This window comes from Streptomyces sp. NPDC021356 (genome assembly GCF_040641015.1).
Lineage (GTDB): Bacteria > Actinomycetota > Actinomycetes > Streptomycetales > Streptomycetaceae > Streptomyces.
The window spans coordinates 16,474-40,261 of record NZ_JBFACU010000002.1; the positions used below are offsets into that span (position 1 = coordinate 16,474).

The 23,788-nt window shown below is 70.8% G+C and carries 14 protein-coding genes; 3 read left to right on the top strand and 11 right to left on the bottom strand.

The genetic code is table 11. The annotated features are described in order from the left end of the window. Window positions 1-20: 20 nt before the first annotated feature. On the bottom strand, window positions 21-1,379 hold the full coding sequence (locus AB0G56_RS02280; RefSeq protein WP_360962310.1) for an MFS transporter: 1,359 nt from the start codon (window positions 1,377-1,379) through the stop codon (window positions 21-23). A 91-nt stretch (window positions 1,380-1,470) separates the two neighbouring features. Between AB0G56_RS02280 and AB0G56_RS02285 the strand changes: the two genes are divergently transcribed. After that, window positions 1,471-2,163: a FadR/GntR family transcriptional regulator gene (locus tag AB0G56_RS02285; RefSeq protein ID WP_360962313.1), complete on the top strand. Its 693-nt coding sequence runs from the start codon at window positions 1,471-1,473 to the stop codon at window positions 2,161-2,163. Window positions 2,164-2,483: 320 nt separating this feature from the next. Here the strand turns inward: AB0G56_RS02285 and fabI are convergent, their stop codons facing one another. From fabI to AB0G56_RS02320, 7 genes are all read right to left on the bottom strand, one after another. Next, window positions 2,484-3,251 (bottom strand): enoyl-ACP reductase FabI, encoded by a 768-nt coding sequence (gene fabI / locus AB0G56_RS02290; RefSeq protein WP_360962316.1) that lies wholly within the window; start codon window positions 3,249-3,251, stop codon window positions 2,484-2,486. A 5-nt stretch (window positions 3,252-3,256) separates the two neighbouring features. After that, a complete protein-coding gene (gene fabG / locus AB0G56_RS02295; protein WP_360962319.1) occupies window positions 3,257-3,961 on the bottom strand; it encodes a 3-oxoacyl-[acyl-carrier-protein] reductase in 705 nt (234 codons plus the stop codon). Window positions 3,962-4,200: 239 nt separating this feature from the next. Beyond that, window positions 4,201-5,523: a restriction endonuclease gene (locus AB0G56_RS02300; protein WP_360962321.1), complete on the bottom strand. Its 1,323-nt coding sequence runs from the start codon at window positions 5,521-5,523 to the stop codon at window positions 4,201-4,203. Continuing rightward, window positions 5,520-7,730, bottom strand: coding sequence for an AAA family ATPase (locus AB0G56_RS02305; protein ID WP_360962327.1), 2,211 nt, complete (start codon window positions 7,728-7,730; stop codon window positions 5,520-5,522). The genes AB0G56_RS02300 and AB0G56_RS02305 overlap by 4 nt, the downstream gene beginning before the upstream one ends. Before the next feature lie 46 nt (window positions 7,731-7,776). Further along, window positions 7,777-8,691: a hypothetical protein gene (locus AB0G56_RS02310; protein WP_360962330.1), complete on the bottom strand. Its 915-nt coding sequence runs from the start codon at window positions 8,689-8,691 to the stop codon at window positions 7,777-7,779. Between the two features lie 113 nt (window positions 8,692-8,804). Then, window positions 8,805-9,077 (bottom strand): hypothetical protein, encoded by a 273-nt coding sequence (locus AB0G56_RS02315; RefSeq protein ID WP_360962333.1) that lies wholly within the window; start codon window positions 9,075-9,077, stop codon window positions 8,805-8,807. Window positions 9,078-9,216: 139 nt separating this feature from the next. Then, complete coding sequence (locus AB0G56_RS02320; RefSeq protein ID WP_360962336.1) at window positions 9,217-9,690, bottom strand: ATP-binding protein; 474 nt, start codon at window positions 9,688-9,690, stop codon at window positions 9,217-9,219. A 170-nt stretch (window positions 9,691-9,860) separates the two neighbouring features. Between AB0G56_RS02320 and AB0G56_RS02325 the strand changes: the two genes are divergently transcribed. Both AB0G56_RS02325 and AB0G56_RS02330 read left to right on the top strand, forming a co-directional pair. After that, window positions 9,861-10,715 (top strand): helix-turn-helix transcriptional regulator, encoded by an 855-nt coding sequence (locus AB0G56_RS02325; protein WP_360962339.1) that lies wholly within the window; start codon window positions 9,861-9,863, stop codon window positions 10,713-10,715. After that, complete coding sequence (locus AB0G56_RS02330) at window positions 10,712-10,906, top strand: DUF397 domain-containing protein (protein ID WP_360962342.1); 195 nt, start codon at window positions 10,712-10,714, stop codon at window positions 10,904-10,906. Before AB0G56_RS02325 ends, AB0G56_RS02330 begins: the two co-directional genes overlap by 4 nt. A gap of 79 nt (window positions 10,907-10,985) precedes the next feature. Here AB0G56_RS02330 and AB0G56_RS02335 read toward each other — a convergent pair whose 3' ends face one another. From AB0G56_RS02335 to AB0G56_RS02345, 3 genes are read right to left on the bottom strand one after another with little or no spacing between them, the layout of a single operon-like run. Further along, complete coding sequence (locus AB0G56_RS02335; RefSeq protein WP_360962345.1) at window positions 10,986-15,443, bottom strand: DNA methyltransferase; 4,458 nt, start codon at window positions 15,441-15,443, stop codon at window positions 10,986-10,988. Then, a complete protein-coding gene (locus AB0G56_RS02340; protein WP_360962348.1) occupies window positions 15,440-18,463 on the bottom strand; it encodes a helicase-related protein in 3,024 nt (1,007 codons plus the stop codon). Before AB0G56_RS02340 ends, AB0G56_RS02335 begins: the two co-directional genes overlap by 4 nt. Further along, the gene (locus tag AB0G56_RS02345) at window positions 18,460-23,724 is read right to left on the bottom strand and encodes a DEAD/DEAH box helicase (RefSeq protein ID WP_360962351.1); all 5,265 of its coding nucleotides are present in this window, start codon (window positions 23,722-23,724) and stop codon (window positions 18,460-18,462) included. Before AB0G56_RS02345 ends, AB0G56_RS02340 begins: the two co-directional genes overlap by 4 nt. Between the last annotated feature and the right edge of the window lie 64 nt (window positions 23,725-23,788).

Sequence of the window (23,788 nt, forward strand, 5' to 3'; positions counted from 1 at the left end):
GCGAACGCGCCGGGGGCGCCTCAGCGCGTCGCCTCGTCCTCCACGGTGCGGTCCCGGCCCGCCACCCAGCCCACCACCATCTGCGGGATCATGAGGCCGCACATGAGCGCGATGGGCACGCCCCAGCCGCCGCTGCTCTGGTTCAGGACGCCGACCAGCAGCGGCCCGGGGATGGATATCAGGTAGCCGGTGCTCTGGGCGAACGCCGACAGCTGGGCCACGCCGGCGCCGCTGCGGGCCCGCATGCCGACCATGGTGAGGGCCAGCGGGAAGGCGCAGTTCGAGACGCCGAGCAGCACGGCCCAGGCCCAGGCTCCGCCGGCCGGTGCCAGGTACAGGCCTGCGTATCCGGCGAGGCCGCACACGCCGAGCGCGAGGACGATGGGGCCCTGGTGGGGCAGCCGGGTGGCCAGGCGCGGGATGACGAAGGCCAGCGGTACGCCCATCACCATGGTGACGGCGAGCAGCAGTCCGGCGGTGCCGGCGGACACGCCCGCGTCGCGGAAGATCTGCGCCATCCATCCCATGGTGATGTAGGCGGCGGTGGCCTGGAGTCCGAAGAAGACCGCCAGCGCCCAGGCGGTACGGCTGCGGGTGATCCGCAGGGCCGGGGCCTCCTCGCGCGCGGACGTCCCGGCGGCGGGCGTCTGCCCGGACTCCTGGGGTGTCTGTCGTCGGGAGTCCTGGGCGGCGGGTGCCGCGCCGCGGTCGCGGACCAGCGGCAGCCACGGGAGGACGGCGGCCAGGGCGATCACCGCCCACACGGCCAGGCCCGGCTGCCAGTCGCCGCCGAGCGCGTTGGTCAGCGGCACGGTCGCGGCGGCGGCGGTCGAGGTGCCGAGAGCGAGGGCCATCGAGTACAGGCCGGTCATCGAGCCGACCCGGTCGGGGAACCAGCGCTTGACGATGACGGGCATCAGGACGTTGCTGACAGCGATCCCCATGAGGGCGAGGGCGCTGGCGGCCAGGAACCCGGCCGTGCCGCCGGCGTAGGGGCGGATGAGCAGTCCGGCGCCGATCGCGGCCATGCCCGCGCACACCACGGCGGCGGGCCCGAAGCGGCGCGCGAGCCGGGGTGCCATGACACCGAAGACGGCGAAGCAGAGCGGGGGCACGGAGGTGAGCACTCCGGCCACGCTGCCGCTCATCCCGAGCCCGTCGCGGACCTCTTCGAGGAGGGCGCCGAGGCTGGTGATGGCGGGGCGGAGGTTCAGCGCGGACAGCACGATGCCGATGACGACCAGGCGTGTCGCCCACGCGCGCGTGGCGGGCGTCCGGGGTGCGCGGGCGGCCCCGGGCGCCCGGTCGGCGGCGGTCGCGGCCGGGTCGTGCCGCTCGGTCGGTGACGTCGGCGTCCGGGTTGTTTCCTCACGTGCCATGAGGCCCATCATAGAATGATGGGATGATTGACTGTCCAGTCCGTCCATGGTCCGGGACCCCGCTCCCGGGCCACGCCCGCGAAGGTGTGCCATGCCTCTGAGCCATCCGCGCCGCTCGGTGCTGTCCGAGCAGGTCATCGCGGCCCTGCGGAGCCAGATCGCCTCGGGCGAGTGGCCGGTCGGCTCGCGCATCCCGACCGAGCCCGAGCTGGTGGAGCAGCTCGGCGTCGCCCGCAACACGGTCCGCGAGGCGGTTCGCGCGCTCGCCCACAACGGCCTGCTGGACATCCGCCAGGGGTCCGGCACGTACGTGGTGGCCACCAGTGAGCTGGCGGGTGTGATGCAGCGCCGGTTCGCCGGCGCGGACCCGCGGCACATCGCCGAGCTGCGTTCCACGCTGGAGTCGGCCGCGGCGAAGCTGGCCGCCACCAGGCGCGGCGAGAAGGATCTCAAGCAACTCGACGCGCTGCTCGTGCGCCGGGAGGAGGCGTGGGAGACCGGGGACGCGGAGGCGTTCGTGGCGGCGGACGCCACCTTCCACCTGGCGGTGGTGGCCGCCTCGCACAACGACGTCATGACGGCGATGTACGCGGACCTGGGCGAGGTGCTGCGGGACGCGCTGCGCGCCGACGTGGGCGCGGAGCTGAGCGCGCGGGCGCACATGGACCACACGCCTCTGGTCGACGCGATCCGCGTGGGCGACGCGGAGGCAGCCGCCGCCGAGGCCGCGAGCTACCCGTTCCAGTGCCGTCCGGGGTGGGTCGCCCCGGACGGGCGGGTGTGAGGCGCACCGAGCGGAACCCCCGGCCGGCCGGGCAGCCCGGCGCGCAACGGCTCGTCCCTGTCCGCCTCGTCCTCGCGCACACACGCGCGCGTGCCGGGCGACCCGCGCGTGTTGCCCGCGACCGTCACCACGGCCATGGTCACCGTTGTGCATCACCCGCGCGCACGCGCGCGTGCCGCATCGCCGCGTACGCCCCGGTGCGTCGCCGGGTGATCAGTCGCCCGGGGGGCGACACCGACCGGGTGACGCGGCGGCGGGGCCCGCATCCCGGAGGATGCGGGCCCCGCCGCGTCGTTCGCCGCTCACCGGAGCGGCGGCGCTCACGCGCCGATGGCGTGCAGACCGCCGTCCACGTGGACGATCTCGCCGGTGGTCTTCGGGAACCAGTCGCTCAGCAGCGCGACGATGCCGCGGCCGGCCGGCTCGGGGTCCTTGAGGTCCCACTCCAGCGGGGAGCGGGTGTCCCACACGGCGGCCAGGTCGCTGAAGCCCGGGATGGACTTGGCGGCCATGGAGCCGAGCGGTCCCGCGGAGACGAGGTTGCAGCGGATGTTCTGCTTGCCGAGGTCACGCGCCATGTAGCGGCTGGTGGCCTCCAGCGCGGCCTTGGCCGGGCCCATCCAGTCGTACTGCGGCCAGGCGTACTGCGCGTCGAAGGTGAGGCCGACGACCGAACCGCCGTTCTGCATGAGCGGCAGGCAGGCCATGGTCAGCGACTTCAGGGAGAACGCCGAGACGTGCATGGCGGTGGCCACGGACTCGAACGGCGTGTTGAGGAAGTTGCCGCCGAGCGCGTCCTGCGGCGCGAACCCGATGGAGTGCACGACTCCGTCGAGGCCGCCCAGCTCCTCGCCCACGACGTCCGCGAGCCGGGCGAGGTGCTCCTCGTTGGTGACGTCCAGCTCGATGACCTTGGCGGGCTTCGGCAGCTTCTTCGCGATGCGCTCGGTCAGCGTGGGCCGCGGGAACGCGGTCAGGATGATCTCGGCGCCCTGCTCCTGGGCGAGCTTCGCGGCGTGGAAGGCGATGGACGCCTCCGTCAGCACACCGGTGATCAGGACGCGCTTGCCCTCGAGGATTCCGCTCATGGTGATCAGTGACCCATTCCCAGTCCGCCGTCAACGGGAATGACGGCTCCAGTGATGTACGAGGCGTCGTCGGAGGCGAGGAACCGCACCGCGGCGGCGATCTCCTGCGGCTGCGCGTACCGGCCGAGCGGCACCTGCGCGACGATGTTCTCGCGCTGCTCGTCATTGAGCGCCCGGGTCATGTCCGTGTCGACGAAACCGGGGGCGACGACGTTGAAGGTGATGTTGCGCGAGCCCAGCTCACGCGCGAGGGAGCGCGCGAAGCCGACCAGGCCCGCCTTGGAGGCGGCGTAGTTGGCCTGCCCCGCGGAGCCGAGCAGCCCGACGACCGACGAGATCAGGACGACGCGGCCCTTCTTGGCGCGCAGCATCCCGCGGTTGGCCCGCTTGACGACACGGAAGGTGCCCGTGAGGTTGGTGTCGATCACCGAGGCGAAGTCCTCCTCGGACATGCGCATCAGGAGCTGGTCCTTGGTGACGCCCGCGTTGGCGACCAGGACCTCGACCGTGCCGTGCTGGGCCTCGATCTCCTTGTAGGCCTGCTCCACCTGCTCGGGGTCGGTGATGTCGCACCGGACGGCGAGGAAGCCCTCCGGCGGCTCCCCCGACCGGTATGTGATCGCGACCTTGTCGCCGGCGTCGGCGAACGCGCGGGCGATGGCGAGGCCGATGCCCCGGTTGCCTCCGGTGACGAGAACCGAGCGGCTCAACGGATCACCCTTTCGTAGCGGTCTGAAGCGGTCCGACAGCACGCCCGATCACCTGGATGACAGGCGGCTTCACCCGAAAATCTATCGGTCCGCCCGCCGCGACGGACAATCGGGCACCGACAGTGGCTCATCGCGGCGCCTGTCGGGTTCCTACAGTCGGTACAGCCCCGCTCGGTGCGCCGGTCCGGAGGCGCGAGCAGGCGGTCCCCCGGCGGGCCGTGCCGGGTGACCTGATCGCCTCACCCTTCTGGACGTGGGAGAAGACCGCGAGGGGGTGGTACGGGGACGCGCGAACGGGAATGGTGCTCACCACGCCCAGTGCGCGCGGTGTCGACCGACTCGGCGAGCTCGTCGATGTCCGAGGCCAGGTCCCGCCAGGGGCGCGCGAGGTCGACGACGTGCCGCCAGATCCGCAGCCGCCCCTCTCCCACCGGCACCTCCACGACTCCGGGCCTGCCGGACGCGTAGACGAGATGCCCCTCGGCGAGACCGAGTCGTACGCAGTACGCGGTCATCTGGTACAGGTCGCCCCGCTGCGGCCTGGTCTTGAACTTGGCGTCCAGCACGACGGCCTGGCGCATCGACCCGTCGCGCGGCGACGGCAGGTAGTGCACGAGGTCGGGCTTGAGGACGTGCCGGCCCGCAACGTCCAGGGAGAAGTTGCGGTCCTGCGACTCGGGCCTGCCCCCGATGCGCAGGCGCAATGCTTCACCGACCGCCCGGGCCAGGTAGGCCTCGAAGAGGCGCCACATGGTCACGAGCATCCCGTCGACGGCGATCTCGCGGCCGTCGCCGAGTTCGTAGGAGGCGCCGCGCAGAACAAGTTCGGCCAGGACGAGGGCGTGGGCGTAGCGGGCGTTGTGTCGGCCGGGTGTCCACCGGGGCGCCGGTGCCCCGGCGGGCAGGAGCCGGACTCCGTCGAGTCTGGCGGTGAGGCGCTGGAGCGCGGAGCGCGGGGCCGGATCGAGGCCGGGCACCCGCAGGAGGCGGCGGGCGGCGGCGAGAAGGAGACGGTTCTCCGGTATGTCGGGCGTGTGGTCGTCGTAGGCGACCTCCAGGGGCACGGGGACGCCCGGTCTGCGGCGGATCTGGTCGGCGTGGCGGATGCGGCCCCGGACGACGGGCAGCGTGTCGTGCGTCTCGCGGTAGTCGTGGAGGACGCCGTGCAGCAGGGCCCGTTCGGCGGCGGAGACGAAGGCGTGCGCGAGGGCCGGAAGAAGGTCCGGGCGAGCGTCGGCGGTCACCGGACGCGGGTCGAAGTCGACGCGTTCGGGGGCGTAGGAGACGAGGTGGAGGAGGCGGTCGACCGGGACCTTCGGCGTGATCGTCAGTTGAAGAGCCCCGTCACCGGCACCGAGGCGTACGGAGCCCACGCGGTCCTTGGCCTTCAGGCGCCACCGCGTGGCGGTCTCGGGACGCAGGTGGACGAGGCCGTCGTGGGCGGCGAGCGTGGTGACCTGGGCGGGGGCGAGGTCCCAGGCGGTCCAGCCACCGCCCTCCGCCAGCCGGATGCGCGCGGCGGTGTCACGGCAGTCCCGTGGCTGGGCGCGACGGGGGTTCACGTGTCCTCGGAGTCAGCGGTTTCGTCTGCGGGCGGCAGGATGCCGATCTGCTCCTTCAGCTTGTCCAGCCCGTAGGTGAACTCGACGTCGGTGCCGTCGCCCCAGTGGTGCTCCGTGAGGAGCGGGATGATCTGCGTCTTCCACAGCCGTTCGAGGGCACCCTCACCCGTGTGGGCGAGGTCCTGCATGAAGTACGAAGGGCCGACGCGGAAGGAACGGTCATCGGGGCTGCCGTCGGCGAGGAGTCGGTTGATCTCGTCGAGGAGGCGGGCGTGGGAGTCGTCGTACGAGTCCGGGTCCTCGCCCTGCTCCTCCACCCGCCTGCGGAGCCAGGAGTCCAGCAATCCGGCCACCGGCGGGGTGTCCGGGTGCAGTTCCATGAAGGAGAAGCGGCGGCGCATGGCGGCGTCCATGTACGCCACCGAGCGGTCGACGGTGTTCATGGTGCCGAGGAGGTAGAGGTTGGGCGGGAGGCGGAAGCCTCGGCCGTCGTCGGAGCCGTACAGCAGGTGAACGCGCTCGTTGCGGTACTCCAGGAGGAAGTACAGCTCGCCGAAGATCTTGGCCAGGTGGCCGCGGTTGATCTCGTCGATGACCAGGACGAAGACCTCGGCCGGACGCCGCTCCGCCTCGTCGGCCAGTTTGCGCAGCGGCCCCCGTACGAGGTCGTAGGCGAGAGCGCCGCCCGTGCCGCCTTCCTGGCCGGCGCCCAGGCGCGGGCGGATGCCCTCGAAGAAGTCCTCGTAGGCGTAGGCGGGGTGGAACTGGACGAGGCGGACGTTCGTGGCGCTGGAGGCACCGGCCAGATGGCGGGCGAGGGCGAGCGCCGTGTACGTCTTTCCTGTGCCGGGCGGCCCGTGGAAGATCAGCTGCGGGGTGGCGCGGAGGAGTTCGACGCACTCCTGGAGCCAGGCCGTGTCGGGCATGTGGAGCGCTGCGGCCAGTTCGTCGGTGGCGTCGGGCAGTACCGCCGGGCCGGCGGGCAGCGGGGCGGTGCGCGGCATGTCGCCGATCAGGGCGAGGACGGTCTCGGCGTACTCGGTGGCCTCCAGGATCTGGGAGTCCGCGTCCTGGACCACGCTGGAGAGTCCGGAGGGCAGGTCCTTGAGGAAGTCCAGGGGTTTGTTCAGGTTGCGCCAGTCGACGGGGCGCTCCAGCCGCTCCGCGCTGTGGACCGCCGGGCCGCCGACCACTCCGACGTACGTCTCGAAGCCGTCGGTGGACAGCACGATGTCGCCCTTGCGCATGCGGTTGAGGAAGGCGTCCAGCTCCCGTGCGACGGCCTCGCGACGGGCCGGGGCGGTGGCGGGGAGGGCCGTTTCGACTGCCCTGCGGATGCTCTCCAGGTCACGGGTGGCCGCGCTCGGAGGCGGGAAGCCCGTGTCGAGGGTGATCATCGACTCGTCGCGCCACGGTCCGCGGATGAGGGAAACGCCGGTGGCGGCGTCCACGCCGCGGATGATCCAGAGCTGGCGGGGGGTCTCCTCGTCGTCCGCGGTCGCTTCGAGCGGTTGATTGGCGGCCTTGAGCGCCTCCCAGACGGGCATCCGCCGGTCGGGCAGGGCGCGGACGGTGTCCAGGCTGCTGCGGCCCTGGTCGAGCAGTCCCTCCTCATCGAGCAAGGTGCGCCACTGGTCGCGCTCGAAGGGCCACATGGGCAGCCCGGCACCCGCCTGACCGTCGTCCCCCAGCGCCAGATACCAGCCCGGCGGCCGCGCGCCACGCAGCACCGGTCCCAGAACGTCGGGGTCGACAGTGAACTCTGCGGCCAGTTCCTCCAACGCGACCCAGTGCCCCCCGTCAGGAAGCTGCTCCAGCGCGGTCGTCGCGACCGCGACGTGGTGCTGCTGACGCTCCCACTGCCGGTACCGGCGACAAGCGTCGAGATAGAAGTCGACAGGGTCGGGCCAGCGGTCGAGGGCATCGACGCCGATACCGGTCAGCTGCCAGCGGCGCGCGCCCCGGTACAGCCATCCGGCCTTGACAAGGTTGGGCGCGTTCCGATTCACGTAGTCCTTGAAAGGGGTGTTGTTCCCCTGTCCGGACTCGTTGACCGCTCGTAGCCAGTCCGCCTCCAGAGCAGGTTTCCGGTCGATGACCCACTCCCAGAGCTCTCGGAAGACCATGCCGTCCTGGGGCGCGTCCCTCCGCAGGATGGTCGCGGCGGTGTGCAAGGCCTGGGCGACGACGGTCGTGATGCTGGGCACGGCGTCCATTCTTCGGAGGGTACGGGGGTGACGGCGCCGTCCGGACTCAGTCCAGGCCGACCGGAGTGAGCGGCGGGACGGGGCTGTCGTCGGGGCCGTTCGTCTGGACGAGCAGGAGGTCACCGACTGTGGCGTCCCGGCCGAGGCCGAGGGCGGAGACCGGAATCGCGCCCGGGGCCTGCGCCGTGCCGACCGGCTGCAGGCGCAGCTCGTCCTCCGCGCCGCGGTAGGCGAGGACCGCCCACACCTCGTCGTGGCCGATGCGGGACACCACACTGCTCAGCCGGTCGGAGAGGACCGCGCACACGACGGTGAGCCGTCGCCGCTCCGTTCTGGGCACGGGAAACGCCGCGAACCACTCCAGCGCGCCGGGCAGCGTGAGGGTGCCCTCCAGCAGCCGCTGGACGGTCTCGCGCTCCTCCTCGCGGCCGTCACCGGTGTCGGCGGCGGCGAACCGGACCAGGGGCAGGCCGTCGTCCAGAGTGCGCTGCCACTTGGGCAGCAGGAAGTCGATGGTCAGTGCCTCTTCCCGGGTGGGTGGGCACACGTCGTCGCCCTCACCGAACTGGGCGAGCCAGGCGTTCACGTCTCCCCAGCGCCACACCGGCGAACGTCCGGCGATCCCCTCGGGATCCGGGAAGGGCCGCTTGTCCTGCCGTCGCTCACCGCTCACCCACTGCTGGACGTTCTGCCGCGACCGCTCGACGCGCTCGGCGATGTCCGAGACGCCGACGAGATCGGGGTCGACACGCACCAGTCTCAGATCGGGCAGGGAGCTGCGCAGCCGTACGACGATGCGGTGGGCCGCGTCGATCGCGTTCACCCCGCTCTCGGACACGTCCAGGAAGTGCCGGCCCCGGTGGCGGGTCAGCACTCCGTCGAACGTGTCGTGGACGATCTCGACAACCTTGTCGTCGTCGATCCCGATCCCGTCCACCACGAAGTTGAATTCATACTCCATGACGCCCCAGTCCCCCATGCGTATGCCGGTCTGCGCTTCCTGGTATCCGTTCGCACGCCTCTCACTCCAGGGAACGCCCCCTGGCGCAAGCTTCGCCGACCCTGACGGTGTTGTCAATTGACAACACCACCTCGGAGAGCCACGCGCGGGTCGTCCGGAGGCAGCGGGCACCACTTCGCCTTGCGGGCTATTCGACGGGCCTCCTGCCCGGGGTTCTTCGGAGTGCCGCCGACACGGATCACCGTGCAGTGGTCCGGGCACGGGCAGTACAGCGTGCCCCAGTGCGCCTCCGACGCCAGCTTCCACCCGTCGCCGACGAGTCGCTTGAGAACCGCCCGGACCTCCTTGCTCGGATGGTCCGCCGCAGCGATCTCACGTCCGACCACGCACGCCTCCACAAGCCGTCACCCGTCGCAGAGTTGACCGTCAACTCGAGCGGAGCGACAACCCTACCCGCCCCCACCGACACTGACCGAAACCACAACTCGGGTGACCGGAAGGGACGTTGCGGAAGATGATCGTCAACTACGGCCGAACGGGACACGGGCCGTCCGGGGCGCGGACCGCGCACTCGGCCCACACCGTCTTCCCCGGCCCGGGCCGCCCGGCCACGCCCCAGCGGTCGGCGACGGCCTCCACGAGAAGCAGCCCCCTCCCGCCGTCGCTGTCCACGGAAGGCTGCGCCGCCGACGCGGAGAGCTCCGGACGTCCCGGGTGGGTGTCGGACACCTCGACGCGGATGAGCCCCCGGTACCGGTCGTACGTGAGCCGCAGCTCGAAGTCGCGCCCCGGGACGCGGCCGTGGAACGTCGCGTTGGCGGCGAGCTCGGCCACGACGAGGGTGACGGTGTCGGAGACGGGGCTGCCGTAGGGCAGGCCCCACAGGTCGAGCCGGTGCGTGGCGAGTCTGCGGGCGAGGCGGGCGCCCCGGCGGGTGGCGGAGAACCGCTGGGCGAACACACTTACGGTTAAGGCCTCTTGGGTGCGTGGTGCTGGCATGCGGCCAGCGTTCCGACCCCTCCCCGGTGTCCAACAGGGACGACACCCATACAGGCCTGGCTGTATCAGTGCACACTCTGGACTGGGTGGGTAACTCCCCGTGACCCTGGGTGGGCCGGGCGGGGTTGAGCGGGTGAGGCGTGGACACGCGGACACGGAGGCACGAGGCGATGAGGACGGATCACGGCGGAGCCGGCGGCGCGAACGGTACGGAGGCGGAGCTCTCCGACAGTCTCAAGACGTTCGGCGCGGTCCTCAAGGCCCTGCGCGAGGAATCCGGCCTGACGCAGGAGGAGTTCGCGCTGCGGGTACGGTACTCGGCCGCGTACGTGGCCAAGATCGAGCAGGGGAAGCGGTTCCCGCCGGCGGATCTGCCCGGGAGGGCGGAGGAGGTGCTGGGGGCGGTCGCGGTCAAGGTTCTTACGGCGGCGGCGAAGAGTTTGACGAGGAGGGCGGGGCTGGCGTCGTGGTTCCGGCAGTGGGCGGGGATCGAGGAGGAGGCGATCTCCTTGTACGCGTATGAGTGTCGGGCGATTCCGGGGTTGTTGCAGCCGGAGGGGTACATCAGGGCGATCTTCGACCGGCAGATTCCTCCGCTATCGGAGGAACAGTTCGAACGGCAAGTGGCCGCTCGGCAAGAACGGCAGCGGCTCCTGAACGAGCGCCCGAACACGGCGTTCTCGTTCCTCATCGAACAGGCTGTGCTTGAACGTCGCCTCGGGGGCGTCGAGGTAGCGCGGGAGGTCATCAGCAACCTCTTGGAGGAGGGCAGCCGACGGAACGTCGAGATCTTGGTCATGCCCCTCCGACAGGAGGACCACTCCGGTGTCGATGGTCAGATGTACCTCGCTGAACGCGACAACCACCAGTGGGTCGGCTACGTCGAGGGGCACGACAGCAGCACCCTCCTGGCCGACCCGAAATTGGTGAGTTCCATGCTCCAGCGCTATGGGAAGATGCGGTCACAGGCCCTGAGTCATATGGCCTCTGTGGACCTGCTGAGGGAGATGCAAGGAGCGCTATGAGCAGCGAACTGGCCTGGTTCAAGAGCAGCTACAGCGGCAGTGGCGGCGGCAACTGCGTCGAGGTCGCCGTGCGCCCCGAGGCCGTCCACATCCGCGACTCCAAGGACACGGGCATCCGTCCACTCGTCGTCACGCCAACCGCATGGGCGGCGTTCGCGGCACTCGCGGCCGGCGCGTCTCTGGACGGTTGAGCTCGCGTCTTACGTGACCGTTAGCGGGCGGGCACGGGAACTGTTCCCGTGCCCGCCCGCTGGTCTCTGCCCGTCTGCCCTACTCCTGTTCGTCCTCACCGAACAGGTTGAGGAGGTCGAGCTGGATGTCGCCGCCCTCGACCTCATCCAAGCCGAACAGGCCACCGCCCAGTTGGTCGGGAACAGGCTTGCCCCGACGCTTCTTCTTGGCCGCCGGTGTGGTCGGGTGCTTCGGCGGGCCACCGACCGGGATGGCGCGGGTCAGCGGGCTGGTGCCCGGAGGGTGGCGGTCGCCCTGTGCGGGAGGTGGGGTGAGAGAGGGGTGGGTGTAGGGCCGCCCCTCGGCCATCGCCTCGTAGACGCGGACGATCTCGTCCTTCGTGTCCTGGAAGACGGCGGGCTGCTTGTTCTTGAACGCCCGGAAGCTGTCCAGGACGAGATCAACGTCCGCGCGCTCGATTCCGTACAGGTGGAAGTACGCGGCGTCCAGTTCCGCACGCATCAGGAAACGGCGCTTCTCGTCCCATACGAAGGGTGGGCCGCCGTCACCAAGGTAATTCGCCCAAGGGGCCATTTCGTATGAGGTGTAGGTAAGTTCGAGGACTCGGGGTCGGATCCAGTCGGCGAGGGGAGCGTCTTGAGTCCAGGGGGCGGAGAGGGCGTAGACGGTGGGGGCCAGGACGGGAAGTTGCTCCAGGTACGTGTACGTGAGATGGGCGCCCTGCATCTTCTGGCGAGCAGCGAAGTCCAGCGCGAAGGCAGAGAGGTTGGCTTGGAGGCAGTCCAGAGGAAGTGTCATCTTCTGGGGCAGGATGAAGGGCATTGTGTGTCCAACCGCCGTCCTCGGCAGCACGGACGCGATCACCGTCCGCTCGTCCGATGCCCGACAGACGTCACGCCAGCCCATCAGCCAACCGTGTCGCCAAGCCTCGCGTGGAACGGAGCGGTCCTCGACCAGGCGTTCCTTGACCTCCTCCTGGGCTACCCAATGGCGCGGCAGGGGAACGACCGATGGATCTCGATGCGCATCATGATCGAGCCTCGGGAGGGTTCCCTTGTTGATCTGCGCTTGGGTGGCATTCTCATAGGTACTGAAGCGAGCATCGAAATGGTGAACAAACTTGGCTTCGTAGAGAGGCAGGAACATCTGCCCTTCGCGGCCAAATACGTTCTCCTCTTGAGCCCATCCCTGTTCTGCAAGAGACTTTGCCGACGAGAAGCGCCCAGAGTCATCCGCCATATGGAACATGCGGAGCAACCTCAGACTCCATGGGTTGTGTTCGGCCTGATCATCCCTCGCCTGGACCCAAAGCGCTTTCCTCGCGCCGTCATGCAGATTCCGCAGCACCCGGAGATGGTGGCGACTCTCGCAGATTGGCGCCGTCCGCGTATTCGGATTGATCCGCTTGAATCCCTCCTCGTCCAGCGTGAACTCCCGCACATCCAGCTGATCCGGCCGCCGTGCCCGGAACGCAAGCCGTACGACCGGGTAGTGCTCGGCAAGGTTACGGCCCGCCATCGTGAACAGGCAGAACGCCACCCGGTTGGTGACCGCCGGAAACAGCTTCTCCTCGTTCTCCATGTCCAGCACGGCCACCATCTGCCGCGTCTCCACCAGATCCGAGAAGAAGGGCGCCGTCGTCTTGTCCGTCGCGATCCCCGTAGGCAGGACCAGCCCCGCCATCCCCTCCGGGCCGATCAGCTGGCGTGCCTTCTCCGCGAAGACGGCGTACGTGTTCACGTCGCCGAAGCCGGTCTTCGGGAACAGGCCCGACTTCCGGTACATGGTGACCTGGCCCTTGGACTCCCGCTGGTCGGACTGGTACTCCGCGTACAACCGGCGGTCGCCCTCGTTCGGGCGGCCCTCCTCGTCCACGCTGGTCGCCAGCTTCTCGATCATGCGGTCGCGGATGCTGGCCGTGGCCGCCGCGGCGATCTTCTCGTCGCGAGCCGCGAACCACTCCTTCTTCTGGATCTTGACGCGCTCCCACGGCGGGTTGCCCAGCACCGCGTCGAAGCCGCCCTGCCAGCCGGTCTCCGGGTTGACGTCGTCGCCCTCGGACTCCTCCACCCGGAAGACGCGCGGAAACTCCAGATGCCAGTGGAAGAACTGGTTGCGGCGGACGATGTCCCTCAGCATCGCCTCCGCGCCCTCGTCCGCCAGCGGCCCGTCCTCCACGTCCTTCTCCACGGCCCGCAGGACGTTCGTCGTGATGGCCGTGGGCGCGCCCTTGTGCTTGGGCCACAGGAAGGACGCGCACCACACGTCCGCGACGCGCTTGAGGTGCCGCAGTTCGGGCTGCTTCTCGAACTCCCGGTGCGCGCGGGCGTGCTGCCGCACCTCGGCGAGACTGTGGTCGCCGATCTTCGCGACGTTCTCCGCCTCCGCCCGCACCATGGCCGTACTCGTCCGCATGACCCGCTCGGCGAACGGAAGCTGCTCCGTACCCTTGCGCTCCTGGTCGTTCTGCTGGCGCAGCCTGGTGACGACCGGCTGCTGGTCGCCCTCCAGCTTCTCGAAGGCGCCGTCGGGGATGCCCCGCTCCAGGACGGCCGGGGTCGCTCCCAGCAGGGCGTTGCCCGTCTTGATCCGGTCGTCCAGGTAGGCGAGGGGCTCACCGGAGGTGAGGGACTCCAGCCACAGCGAGACCTTCGCCAGTTCGGCGGCGAGCGGGTTGATGTCGACGCCGTGGACGCAGCGGCGTACGACCTTGGCCATCGCCTCGCGGACCAGCTCCGGGGCCGGCTGGCTCTCCTCGTGCTGCATCTGCGCGTACCGCAGGGCGATGCGCCGGGCCGCCGCGACGAGGAAGTGGCCGGAGCCACAGGAGGGGTCGACGAACTTGATGTCCAGCAAGTGCCTCGGGACGCCCGATGCGGCGTACCGCTCTATGACCGGGTCCAGGGCCGTGTCGAGGAGCTTCTCGATGAGGGACGACGGGGTGTAGTACGAACCCGTCAGCTTGCGCTTGTTGCCCGCGACGAGGTCCTTGAGCTCGAACAGCTCGTTCTCCGGCTCGCGGGCCGGGACGAGTTCCAGCAGGGACTCGTAGACGCTGCCCAGCTCCTCCGCGCCCAGGTGCCGGTAGTCGACGCGGGTGGTGCGGCCCTTGTCCTTGATGCGGGAGAGCAGGCGTACGGCCTCCAGCAGGCGCTCGTTGGGGAGCTTCGCGGCGCGCAGTGGCTCCGGGCTGCCCGGGAGGCGGGCGGACCGGGTCTCCTGGTCGATCTCGTCGGGCCCGGGAAGGTAGTAGAGGCCGCCGAGTTCGGGCAGCGCCAGCGTGGGTTCGCCGCCGATGGTGCCGAGGGCGTTGAGGACGCGGACGAGTCCCTGCCACAGGTCGGTGTGGTGGTCGCCCTTCCTGCGGGCGGCGATCCGGCGCAGGCGGGCGGTGGAGAAGTACCGGGTGTAGCGCTCGCGTGCCGCCTGGTTCGCCTTGATCTCCGCCTTGGTGGGCTTGCGGCCGGGGCGGCCCGGGTGAGCGAGCAGCGCGTCGCGGTCCTCGGCGACGAAGAGGAAGATCAGCTGGTAGGCGAGGCGCAGCAGTTCGTGGTGGAAGTCGTCGAGGGCGCGGCGGCCTCCCGCGGTGATCGCCTCCGCCAGGGCGGGGTTGTTCTGGAGGAAGCCCGTGCCGAGGACGTTCAGCGCCTTGGCGACCTGGTCGCGCAGGAGGTTGCGGGAGCGGATACCGGTCTCGACGGCGAAGTCCCGCCACCACTCCAGGCGGCAGTCCGCGGGGGTCAGCGGAAGCTCGTCGGGGCCGGCGAGACTGTCGGCCTCCGCCTCGTCCGCATCCTCCTCCTCGTCGGCGTCCGCCTCGTCCTCCGCCACCGCTGCAGCCGCGCCCCGGCGCTTCTTCTCGGGCTTGGGCACCAGTTCCAGACGGGAGGCGTGCAGCAGCGCGTACATCAGGAGGAAGTCGGAGAAGTCCCCGCCGCCGAAGATCGCTTCGAGGTCGAACTCGACGTACGCGGAGCCGACCAGGGCCGTGGAGTCGCGCAGGAGGCGCAGGACCCTGCCGTTGGACAGGATGCCCCACAGGTGGTCCGGGGAGGCGTTCAGGAGCTCCTGCATCATCGACTGGGGGACGCGGGCACTGCCCGCCGACCAGCGGTCGAGGGGGGTGGTCCAGCCGAGGAGGTGGACGGGAAGGTGGTCCATCCACTGGTGGCTGACCTGGTACGGCTCGCGGCCGGGCAGCCGGATGCCGCCGCGCCGGGGGGCGAGGCGGCCGTAGCCCAGCTCCTCCAGGAGGGTGAGGAGCCAGACGCGGGTCGCCTTGGTGGGGTCGGTCTTGCCGTCTAGTTCCTTCAGTTCCTCCTGGAGGGAGGTGTACGCGGCGCGCAGCGCGTTCCACTTGCGGCTGGCGGCGTCCTCGATGCGCACACCGCGGCCGAGCCCGTAGTCGGCGGGGGCGCTGCCGGGCAGTTCCGGGTCGCCGGCGCGGATCTTACCGAGGAGGTCGGCGGAGAGCAGGCCGCCCTCGACGCGTACGGCGGCGGAGGCGGGGAGGCGGTCGGGGGCGAGGCTGGTCACCGGTCTCCTCCGGGGGCGGGCTGCGGTGCGGCCGGGACGTTGAGGTACACGTACACGCCGAGGAGGTCCGGCTTGCCGGACGGCTCGACGTCGATGCGGCGTACGGCGGCGGCGCCGCGTTCACGGCCGCGTTGTCCGGCGGCCTCGCGGACCCGCTGGTGGGCGTCGCGGAGCCGGTCCGCGAGGAGCAGGCCGCGGGCCTTGAGGTGCTCCTCGATCTCCTCGTCGTCGAGTTCCGCCGCTGCCCGGGCGGCCTGCTGGTCGCGCAGGGCAGGCAGGGTGTTGAGGTCGGGGGTCGCGGTGAGCAGGGCGGCGGTGTCCTCGTCGGACAGCCAGGTGCGGGCGCCGTCGTCGCCGGTGCGCCAGGCGAGGACCTGGGCATCGTCGGCGACCAGGACGCGCTGCTCGTCGGTCGCCGTGCGGCCGGGCAGGGTCAGGCGGAAACGGTAGCGGGCGAGCAGCAGGACCGTACGACGGTCGACGGCGCTGGTGCGGATCACGCCGAGTCGGCGGGCCGGGCGTTCCTCGGGGGGCAGGCTGGTGTCGACGGCCGCGTCGAGGAGGTAGCGGGCGAGGGCGCGCACGGCCGGGTCGGTGCGGGAGAGGGCGTGTTCGCCGCGGGCGACAGGAAGGTCCTCGCGGAAGACGAGGTCGCGGGCGGCGGTCTTGGCACGGCCCTTGGTCTTGGCTCTGGCCGCTGAGCCCGGCGCGGTGGTCTGGTCGGCGTCCTCGTAGAAGCCGAGGGCGTGCTTGAGGCCGGTGGGCAGCGGGTCCACGGGGGCCTTGAAACCCCGGTCACGGGCGTCACCGATGGGCTGGGCACCCAGCTGGGCGAGGGACTCGCGGGTGAACGTGGCGATGTCGCCGGGGTCGCCCAGGGCCTGGCGCAGCGCCTCCAGTTCGGCCTCCACCTCCTCGGGGCGCAGACCGACGTGGGCGAATTTGGTGAGGACCTTCGACTCGCGCTCGGCTGCCGACTCCCACTCCTTGTGGAGGGCCTCGCGGGCCCGGCCGAAGTCGGGATCGTCCTCGAAGTCGAGGGTGAGCTGGCCCTCGGCCTGCCCGCCCCGCAGCAGCAGCGCGCTGGCGAGGGCCTCCAGGACGCCCCGGCCCTGGTCGGGTACGAGGACGGCCACTCCGGTCTGGTCGGCGATGTCCTTGTGCTTCTGGATGAGGACCTTCAGGACGAGGCCGTCGATGCCGGTGTCCGTGTCGTAGACGGTGATCTCGCGGACGCGGCGGCGGGGCTGCCCGAACCGGTCGACGCGGCCCGCGCGCTGGAGGTGACGGGTCGGGTTCCAGGAGAGGTCGTAGTGGATGACGGCACCGAAGTGCTCCTGGAGGTTGACGCCCTCGGAGAGGCAGTCGGTGGCGACCAGGACGTGCCGGCCGCGCCGGGCGGTCAGCTCGTCGACGCGGGCCTGCCTGGCGTCGGGGTGCAGGGTGCCGGTGACCGCCTCGACGCTCGCGCTACGGCCGAGTTCCTCCTTGAGGTGCTGGGCGACGTACTCCGCGGTCGGGATGTAGTGGCAGAAGACGATCGGGTCGTAGCCGTCGACCAGTTGCCGTTTGACCCGGTCGACGAGGATACGGAGCTTGGCATCCGTCTCGGGGCCGGCGAGGGCGTCCGCACGGTCGGCGAAGCCGGCGAGGAGCTTGGCCTCGCTCGTGCCTCCCGTGCGGGGCCGCTCGGGGGCGGCTGCGCCCTCGTCCGGGAGTGACGGGAGTGAACCGGGCACCACGTCCATGCCCTCGGCGGTCTCGTCGTCGGTGAGTTCGAAGGCGGCGGCCCGTCCCAGCCGGTCGGCCTCGGCCGGGGTGCGGGTGGCGGCGATCAGGGAGCGGGCGCGCAGGGTCGCGGCGGCGGCGGCGGGCGAGGACAGGACACAGCGCAGCAGGGTCAGTGCCGTCCACCAGGACATGCGCTGGTGGTGATCACCGCCGGGACCGCGCACCTGCCGGCGGGTGTGGGCGAGGATGTCGGCGACGAAGCGGGCGTAGTCGGTGTCGAGCCGGTAGAGGGCGTCCTGGGTGTCCCGGTCGTCGGGGAAGGGCGTGTCCTGGCCGACGTACCGCTTGATGTCGTGGCGGCGGCGCTGTACGAAGTGGCGGGCCAGCTTGTCGCGGTCGGCGGACCGGGTGGTGTCCAGGGAGCGCAGGGACGGATCGAGGAGCCCGGTGAGTTTCGCGAACGCCTGCGGGTCGCCGCTGTGCGGGGTGGCGGTGACCAGGATGAGGTGGCGGTCGCGCTCGGTGCGGTCGGCGAGCGCGGACAGCAGTTCGTACCGTTTCTGCTGTTCGTTGCCTCCGGTGCCCACGCAGGTGTGCGCCTCGTCGACGATCAGCACGTCCGGGCAGTGGCGGCGGAAGGCGTCACGGCGCTCGTCCTGCTTGATGAAGTCGGTGGAGACGACCGTGACCGGGTAGTGGTCGAAGATCGAGCGGCCGGGGTCGTCGATCGCCTTCTGCAGGCGTGCGGCCGTGGACGGCAGGACCAGCTCGGGGTCCATGCCGAACTTGTCGCGCAGTTCCCGCTGCCACTGCTCGGCGAGCGAGGGAGAGCAGAGCACGGTCATGTTGCGGGCGGAGCCCTGCTCCATGAGCTCCTTCGCGATCAGTGCGGACTCGACGGTCTTGCCGATACCGACGTCGTCGCCGATCAGGAGGCGTACGGGGTCCATGCGCAGCGCCATCATCAGGGGCACCAGCTGGTACCGGCGAGGTTCGACGGCGACCGCGTTGAGGGACCGGAAGGGACCGGCACCCGCCGTCGAGGCGATGCGCAGGGCGGTGCGCAGGAGGGAGGCGGAGGCGAAGTCGCCGGCCTCGCCGGGCAGGGCCCGGGGACGGCCGAAGCCCGGCTCGTGGACCTCGTCGGGGAAGAGGGCGGCGACGAACTCCCGGTCGCCGTCCAGCGGCTGGGCGAGGACCAGGTCCTCGGTGCTGCCCGGCAGGACGACCCAGTCGCGGTCCCGGGCGCTCACGAGGGTGCCGGGCGCGTGACCGGCCGGGGCGCTCATCGGTCGCCTCCCCTGTGGTCACGGCCGATGCCGAAGACGTCCGGGTATGCGCGCACGGTGTCCTTCCAGTCGGGTTGGGCGCCGGCCCTGATCACCAGCCAGCCGTCGTCCATCATGCGGTACTCGTCCTGCTCGCCGAGCAGCCGTGCTCCGTCGTACTCCAGGAACACGGCGACCTCGGCCCCGGGGAGGTGGAAGACCACGTCCGCGACGTCGGTGGCCGTCTCGTCGGGGAGCCGGTGACCGCCGTCGGCGAGCAGGCGTACGAACGCCTCGACGGGGCTGTCCGGTGCCTGTCCTGCGAGTGGGGCGGGCGAGAGCGAAGACTCGGGGCGTTCCGGGCGCGACTCGTCTTTCGTGCGCGAGTGGGCCAGTGCCACCAGCCAGGGTGCGGCGCGGTGCCGGTCGATGCGCCGGTGGAAGCCCTGGTTGGAGTAGGACAGCAGGCAGTCGTAGCAGCCGAGTTCGCAGCGCTCGGCCGCGCCGTCGGCCCGGTCGAGGTCCTTGCCGTCCTCGTCGTAGTGGATGATCCGCAGGGCTTCCTTCGCGACCAGGGCGAGGGCTTTCTCGTCGTCGTACAGGCGGCGCAGTACGCCCGCTCCGCCCTCGGCGCTCTCGACGAAGAGGGTCCGGCCGTGCCGCTCCGCGTCGGGGAGGTCCTCGCTCTCCAGCTCGGAGTCCTCCAGTTGGAAGTGCGCCTCGATGCCGCGCTCCAGCGCGTAGCGCAGGGAGATCGCGGTGAGGTCGTCGACCGGCTCGGCCAGCCGCACCACCGCGATGTTCTTGGTGTCCTGCGCGTAGGGGATGACCTGGAGGGTGCGCTGGGCGCGGTCGAAGGACGCCAGCGACTCCTCCTCCGCGGACTCCTCCCGGGCCAGTCGGGCCGCCTTGCTCTCCGAGAGCCATCTGCCGCTGACCGGGTCGAGCCAGAATCCCTGCCCCGAGCGGTCCTGGGCGGCGCGTTTGCGGTAGCCGAGGTTGAGGACGCGGACGCTCGCCGAGTCCCCGTAGGCGACCTCCGCGAGGGGCTCCCCGTCCGCGCCGCGCACCTGGGCCTGATACGCGCCGCCCGGTGCGTACCGGTACACGGTCCGCAGGTGGAAGCCCCGCTTGAGGCGTTCCTCCTCGTCGGAGGAGATGCGGCGGCGGGGCTCCGCGTGCACCTGCGTCAGCTGCATCAGTTTCGGCAGGGTGCGGTGGAGCGGGACGCCGCAGTTCTCGCAGCGGTCGGCGCCCTCGACCCGGTCGTGCCAGTAGCCGCAGGCCTCGCAGGGCCTGATGTCACTGGTCGCCACCTGGCCGGGACGGTCACCCATCGGGACTGTCACGCGGTCGATGGTGTAGCGGTTGCCCTCGTGGTAGATCAGCGCGCCCGGGCCGAACTCGCCGATCGCGATGAAGCGGGGCCGCTGGATGTAGGCGCCGCCCCGCTGTCCGTACGCCCCGGCCGAACGCTCCCCGGGCACGTAGGCGGCCAGGGGCAGACGGGGGAAGGAGTAGCCGGGCAGGAAACCCTCGGAGGCGAAGTAGCGGTAGGTGTAGAAGTCGCTGTACGACTCGGTGCCGGCCTCGTTGCGCAGCAGCTTCAGCTGGTTCTCGGCCTCGGCCCGGCGTCCCGCCGCGCGGTCGCGGTCCCGGCGGCTGAGGGAAAGGTCGTTGGCACGGCGGTGCTGCTGTTCCACCTCGCCGCGCGCGGTGCGGTAGAGGCGGCGCCAGCGCTCGCACGCCTCGTCGAGACTGCCGAGGGCCTGGCGGACGGTGCGCTCGACCCAGCCCTCGTGCCACCAGGAGGCGGCCGAAAGCTCGTCGTGCAGCGGGGCCAGGACCTCGGTGGCCCGGCTGATGGCACGCAACCGGGCCGTTTCGCTGTCCAGGTCGGCACGTACCCGCGCCAGCAGGTCCAGTGGCCACCGGCCTTCGGCATCCCCGGTCCCCGCGGCCTCCCCGGTCTCCGCGTCGAGCACGTCGGTGAGGCGGCTGCCGAGGTGGACGCCCGTCTCCGCGAGCCAGATCGAATGGACGTGGGAACGGATCAGCTCCTCGTTGGCCAGGTCGAGCCGGGGCGGGGTGACGCTGCCGGACACCATGAGGCCGGGGCGGCGGAAGTAGTACTGATCATGAGGGGAGCCGGTCGAGCAGTAGGTGGTGACGAGGGCGGGCTGGCCGCTGCGGCCGGCGCGTCCGGAGCGCTGCGCGTAGTTGGCAGGGGTCGGAGGGACGTTGCGCATGCCGACCGCGTTCAGCTCGGCGATGTCCACGCCGAGTTCCATCGTCGGCGAGCAGTAGAGGATCTCCAGGTCGCCTTCGCGGAACGCGTCCTCACGGACGCGGCGGGTCGCGGAGTCCACCTGTGCGGTGTGCTCGTGCGCTCTTATGCCGGTGAGTCCGGCGGCCCCCTCGCGGTACAGGTCGCGGAAGTACAGGTTGACGCGGACGTCGGCCTCCGCGTCGGTCACCTTGCGCACCGGGTCCGGTTCGGGTCGCGTGCCGTCACCGGGGAGCCAGCGCAGGGCGGATGCGCGTAGCTGGTGGCCGTAGGAGCCGTCACGCTCCTCCTGGACGACAGCGAGGAGCCCGCATTCGCGCAGCACCCGCATCAGGTCGCGGATGACCGCGTCGGCGTCGGCGACCGGGATGCGTCTGCCCGCCTGGCCGGGGAGGGCGGCGAACTGACCGATGCGGCGCAGGTAGCGACCGTATCCGCCGAGCCCGCTGAGGTGCACGGTGTCGGCCGCCGCGCCCGTCCGCCCCGGGCCCGCGTAGGCCAGACGGGATCGGACGCGCGGCTCACGCGCGGACAGGGCCCAGGGAGCCACGAGGTGGGTCTCGCTGATGCTGCCGAGCCGGTCGAAGCCCTCCTGGGTCAGGCACTCCACTTCCACCGCGAGGGAGCGCCGGAGTTCGTCGAGGAGATCGCGGGCCAGCTGCTCCCGGTGGGCGGCGGTGTCGCCGGTGAGGAGGGGGTGGCAGCCCTCCCAGGAGCCGGGGTCGTGCGCGATCTCGGTGAGGGACGTGTAGTCGAAGCGCAGCAGGCCGGTCTGGGAGAGGTTGGGCATGGTGACGCGCCAGCCGCGCTCCAGGTCGGCGTAGACGCGGTAGGCGAGGACCTCGCGCAGGGCCGAGTGGGCAAGGTCGCGCTGGTGGAACTTGGCGGTCGGCACCCTGGCGTACGTCTCCATGGGGAGGGCCAGGGTGTCGAACACGGCCTGGGGGAGCCGGTCGTAGGTCAGACCCTGCTCCCCCGCCGCCGCAAGGGCACGGTAGAGGGCACCCCGCACCTGGCTGACCAGTGCGAAGTCGTTGAAGTGGCCGGCCTGGAGACTGGCGTCCTGCCGGTTGTCGACGAACGTGAGAAGTTTCTGTGCCCTCTTCGTCAGGTCTTCCTGGTCACGCAGGGAGCGTACGACGCGGGAACTGATCAGGGAGACGGCAGAGCTGCGGCCCTCCGCTGAGAAGGTGCCCAGCTTGGCGAGGTCCTTGAGACGCAGCTGCTCGTACGAGGTGCGGCAGTGCAGGCAGAAGCGGAACGGCGCGGCGATCCACCAGGCACGCAGCCCCGTGCCGGGCTCGGTCGCCCGGCCGTCCGGGCCGACCCACACCTCTTGCGGAAGATCTCCGGACCGGGCCTTCAGGACCGTGGAGCGGCCGTCGTCGTCCGTCTCGACCCAGCTCGCCGGAAGGCGCCGGAAGACGGCGTCCTCGTCGAGCGCGTCGGGCCAGGGCCGGTCGTCGCTGACATAGAGGAAACCGTCACCGTCGGAGGCCGGGGCATCCGGGTCCTCCCGTGCCTCGAACACCGCGCCCTCGTGCTCGGCGGGGCGGGTGACCACCAGGTACTCCTTGCCGCAGTCACGGCAGAAGTGCAGGGGGACGAGCGGCTTGTCGCGGTGGTCGGGAACGCGGGTCTGGTACTGGCTGGTGAGGTGACGGCGGCCTGGTGGTTCGAGGCTGACGTAGACGGTGTCGCCCTTGGACAGGAACTGGTGCAGCCGGAACGCGAACAGGGGCCTGTCCAGCGTGCGGTGCCTGGCCTTCGCACCGACCCGCAGCACGGTCTCGATGGCACGGTGGCACATCTCGGCGGGCTCCCCGCTCGCGTCGGCCAGCAGTCCGGATGCCTGGGGAATCGTCAGCGGAGGGCGGCGCACGAGCCGTCCACTGGGCTTCTCGACGGCCAGTCCCACGGTGTCCTCGACCCAGATTGCGAGGGGGTCGTGGCTCAGGTTGTCGAAGTCGGTCGGAAGTTCGTGTGGCGTTGCGGCGGCACGGCGGACAGCGTCGGCGAGGGAGGCGCGCGGGTGTACTCCGGGTACCGCGTCCCGGCCCGGGTCGGTCGAACGCTCGAGTGTCTCGCCGATCACCCGCTCCGGCTCGATCTTCGTGCCGAACAGACGTGTGGCGACCTTGGCGATGTCCTCGCGGGCCTCGGCGAAGGTGACTCCGGTCGCCATGGTGGCCGACGTCCCGATGCACTGGAGGCCGGGCGCTTCACATGCGTCCCGCAGCCGGCGCACGAGCAGGGCGACGTCGGCTCCCTGGCGGCCCCGGTAGGTGTGCAGCTCGTCGAGGGCGAGGAAACGCAGGCCGCGGGCGGCGCCGATCAGCTCCCGGCGCTCGTCGGGGCGAGTGAGGAGGTATTCCAGCATCACGTAGTTGGTGAGCAGGATGTCCGGCTTGTTCCGCAGGACCTGGAGTTTCTGCTCCGAATCCTCCTGGCCGGTGTACCGCGCGAAGGTCACCTTGCGGCGGCTCTCGGGCACCCCCCACGTGAGGTACTTCTCCAGCTCGTGGAGCTGGCTGTTGGCCAGCGCGTTCATGGGATAGACGACGATCGCCGAGATCCCGTCGGGGTTCGGGTTCCGCAGTACCTTGTCGACGATCGGCACGATGTAGGTCAGGCTCTTGCCCGAGCCGGTGCCGGTGGTCAGTACGTACGAGTCTCCGCGGTCGGCCACGATGATGGCTTCGCGCTGGTGCTGGTGGAGGGAGAGAGTGCGGCTGCCGGGGTCGTTCGGGTGCTTCTTGTGCCGGAAGTACTCCCGGCACATCGGGTCCAACAGGCCGTCGTCGCAGAGCGAGGCGACCGTCCCCCCGCTGCGGAAGGTGGGATTCAGCGCGAGCTTGGGGTCGGGCCAGCGGGTCTTGCGCTCGCGCTCGCCGGCAAGGTGCCTGTCGATGTCCGGGTCCCGCACGGCCACGAGGGAGCTGGTGAACGCCTCGTACTCGGCGATGAGGTCGTGATGGACACCGAAGACGTCCATAGGTTGGCCGGGCTCCCTTGGGTTCTGTGCCACCGTTTGTCGGCGTGCCGCATCCCTGAAAGCC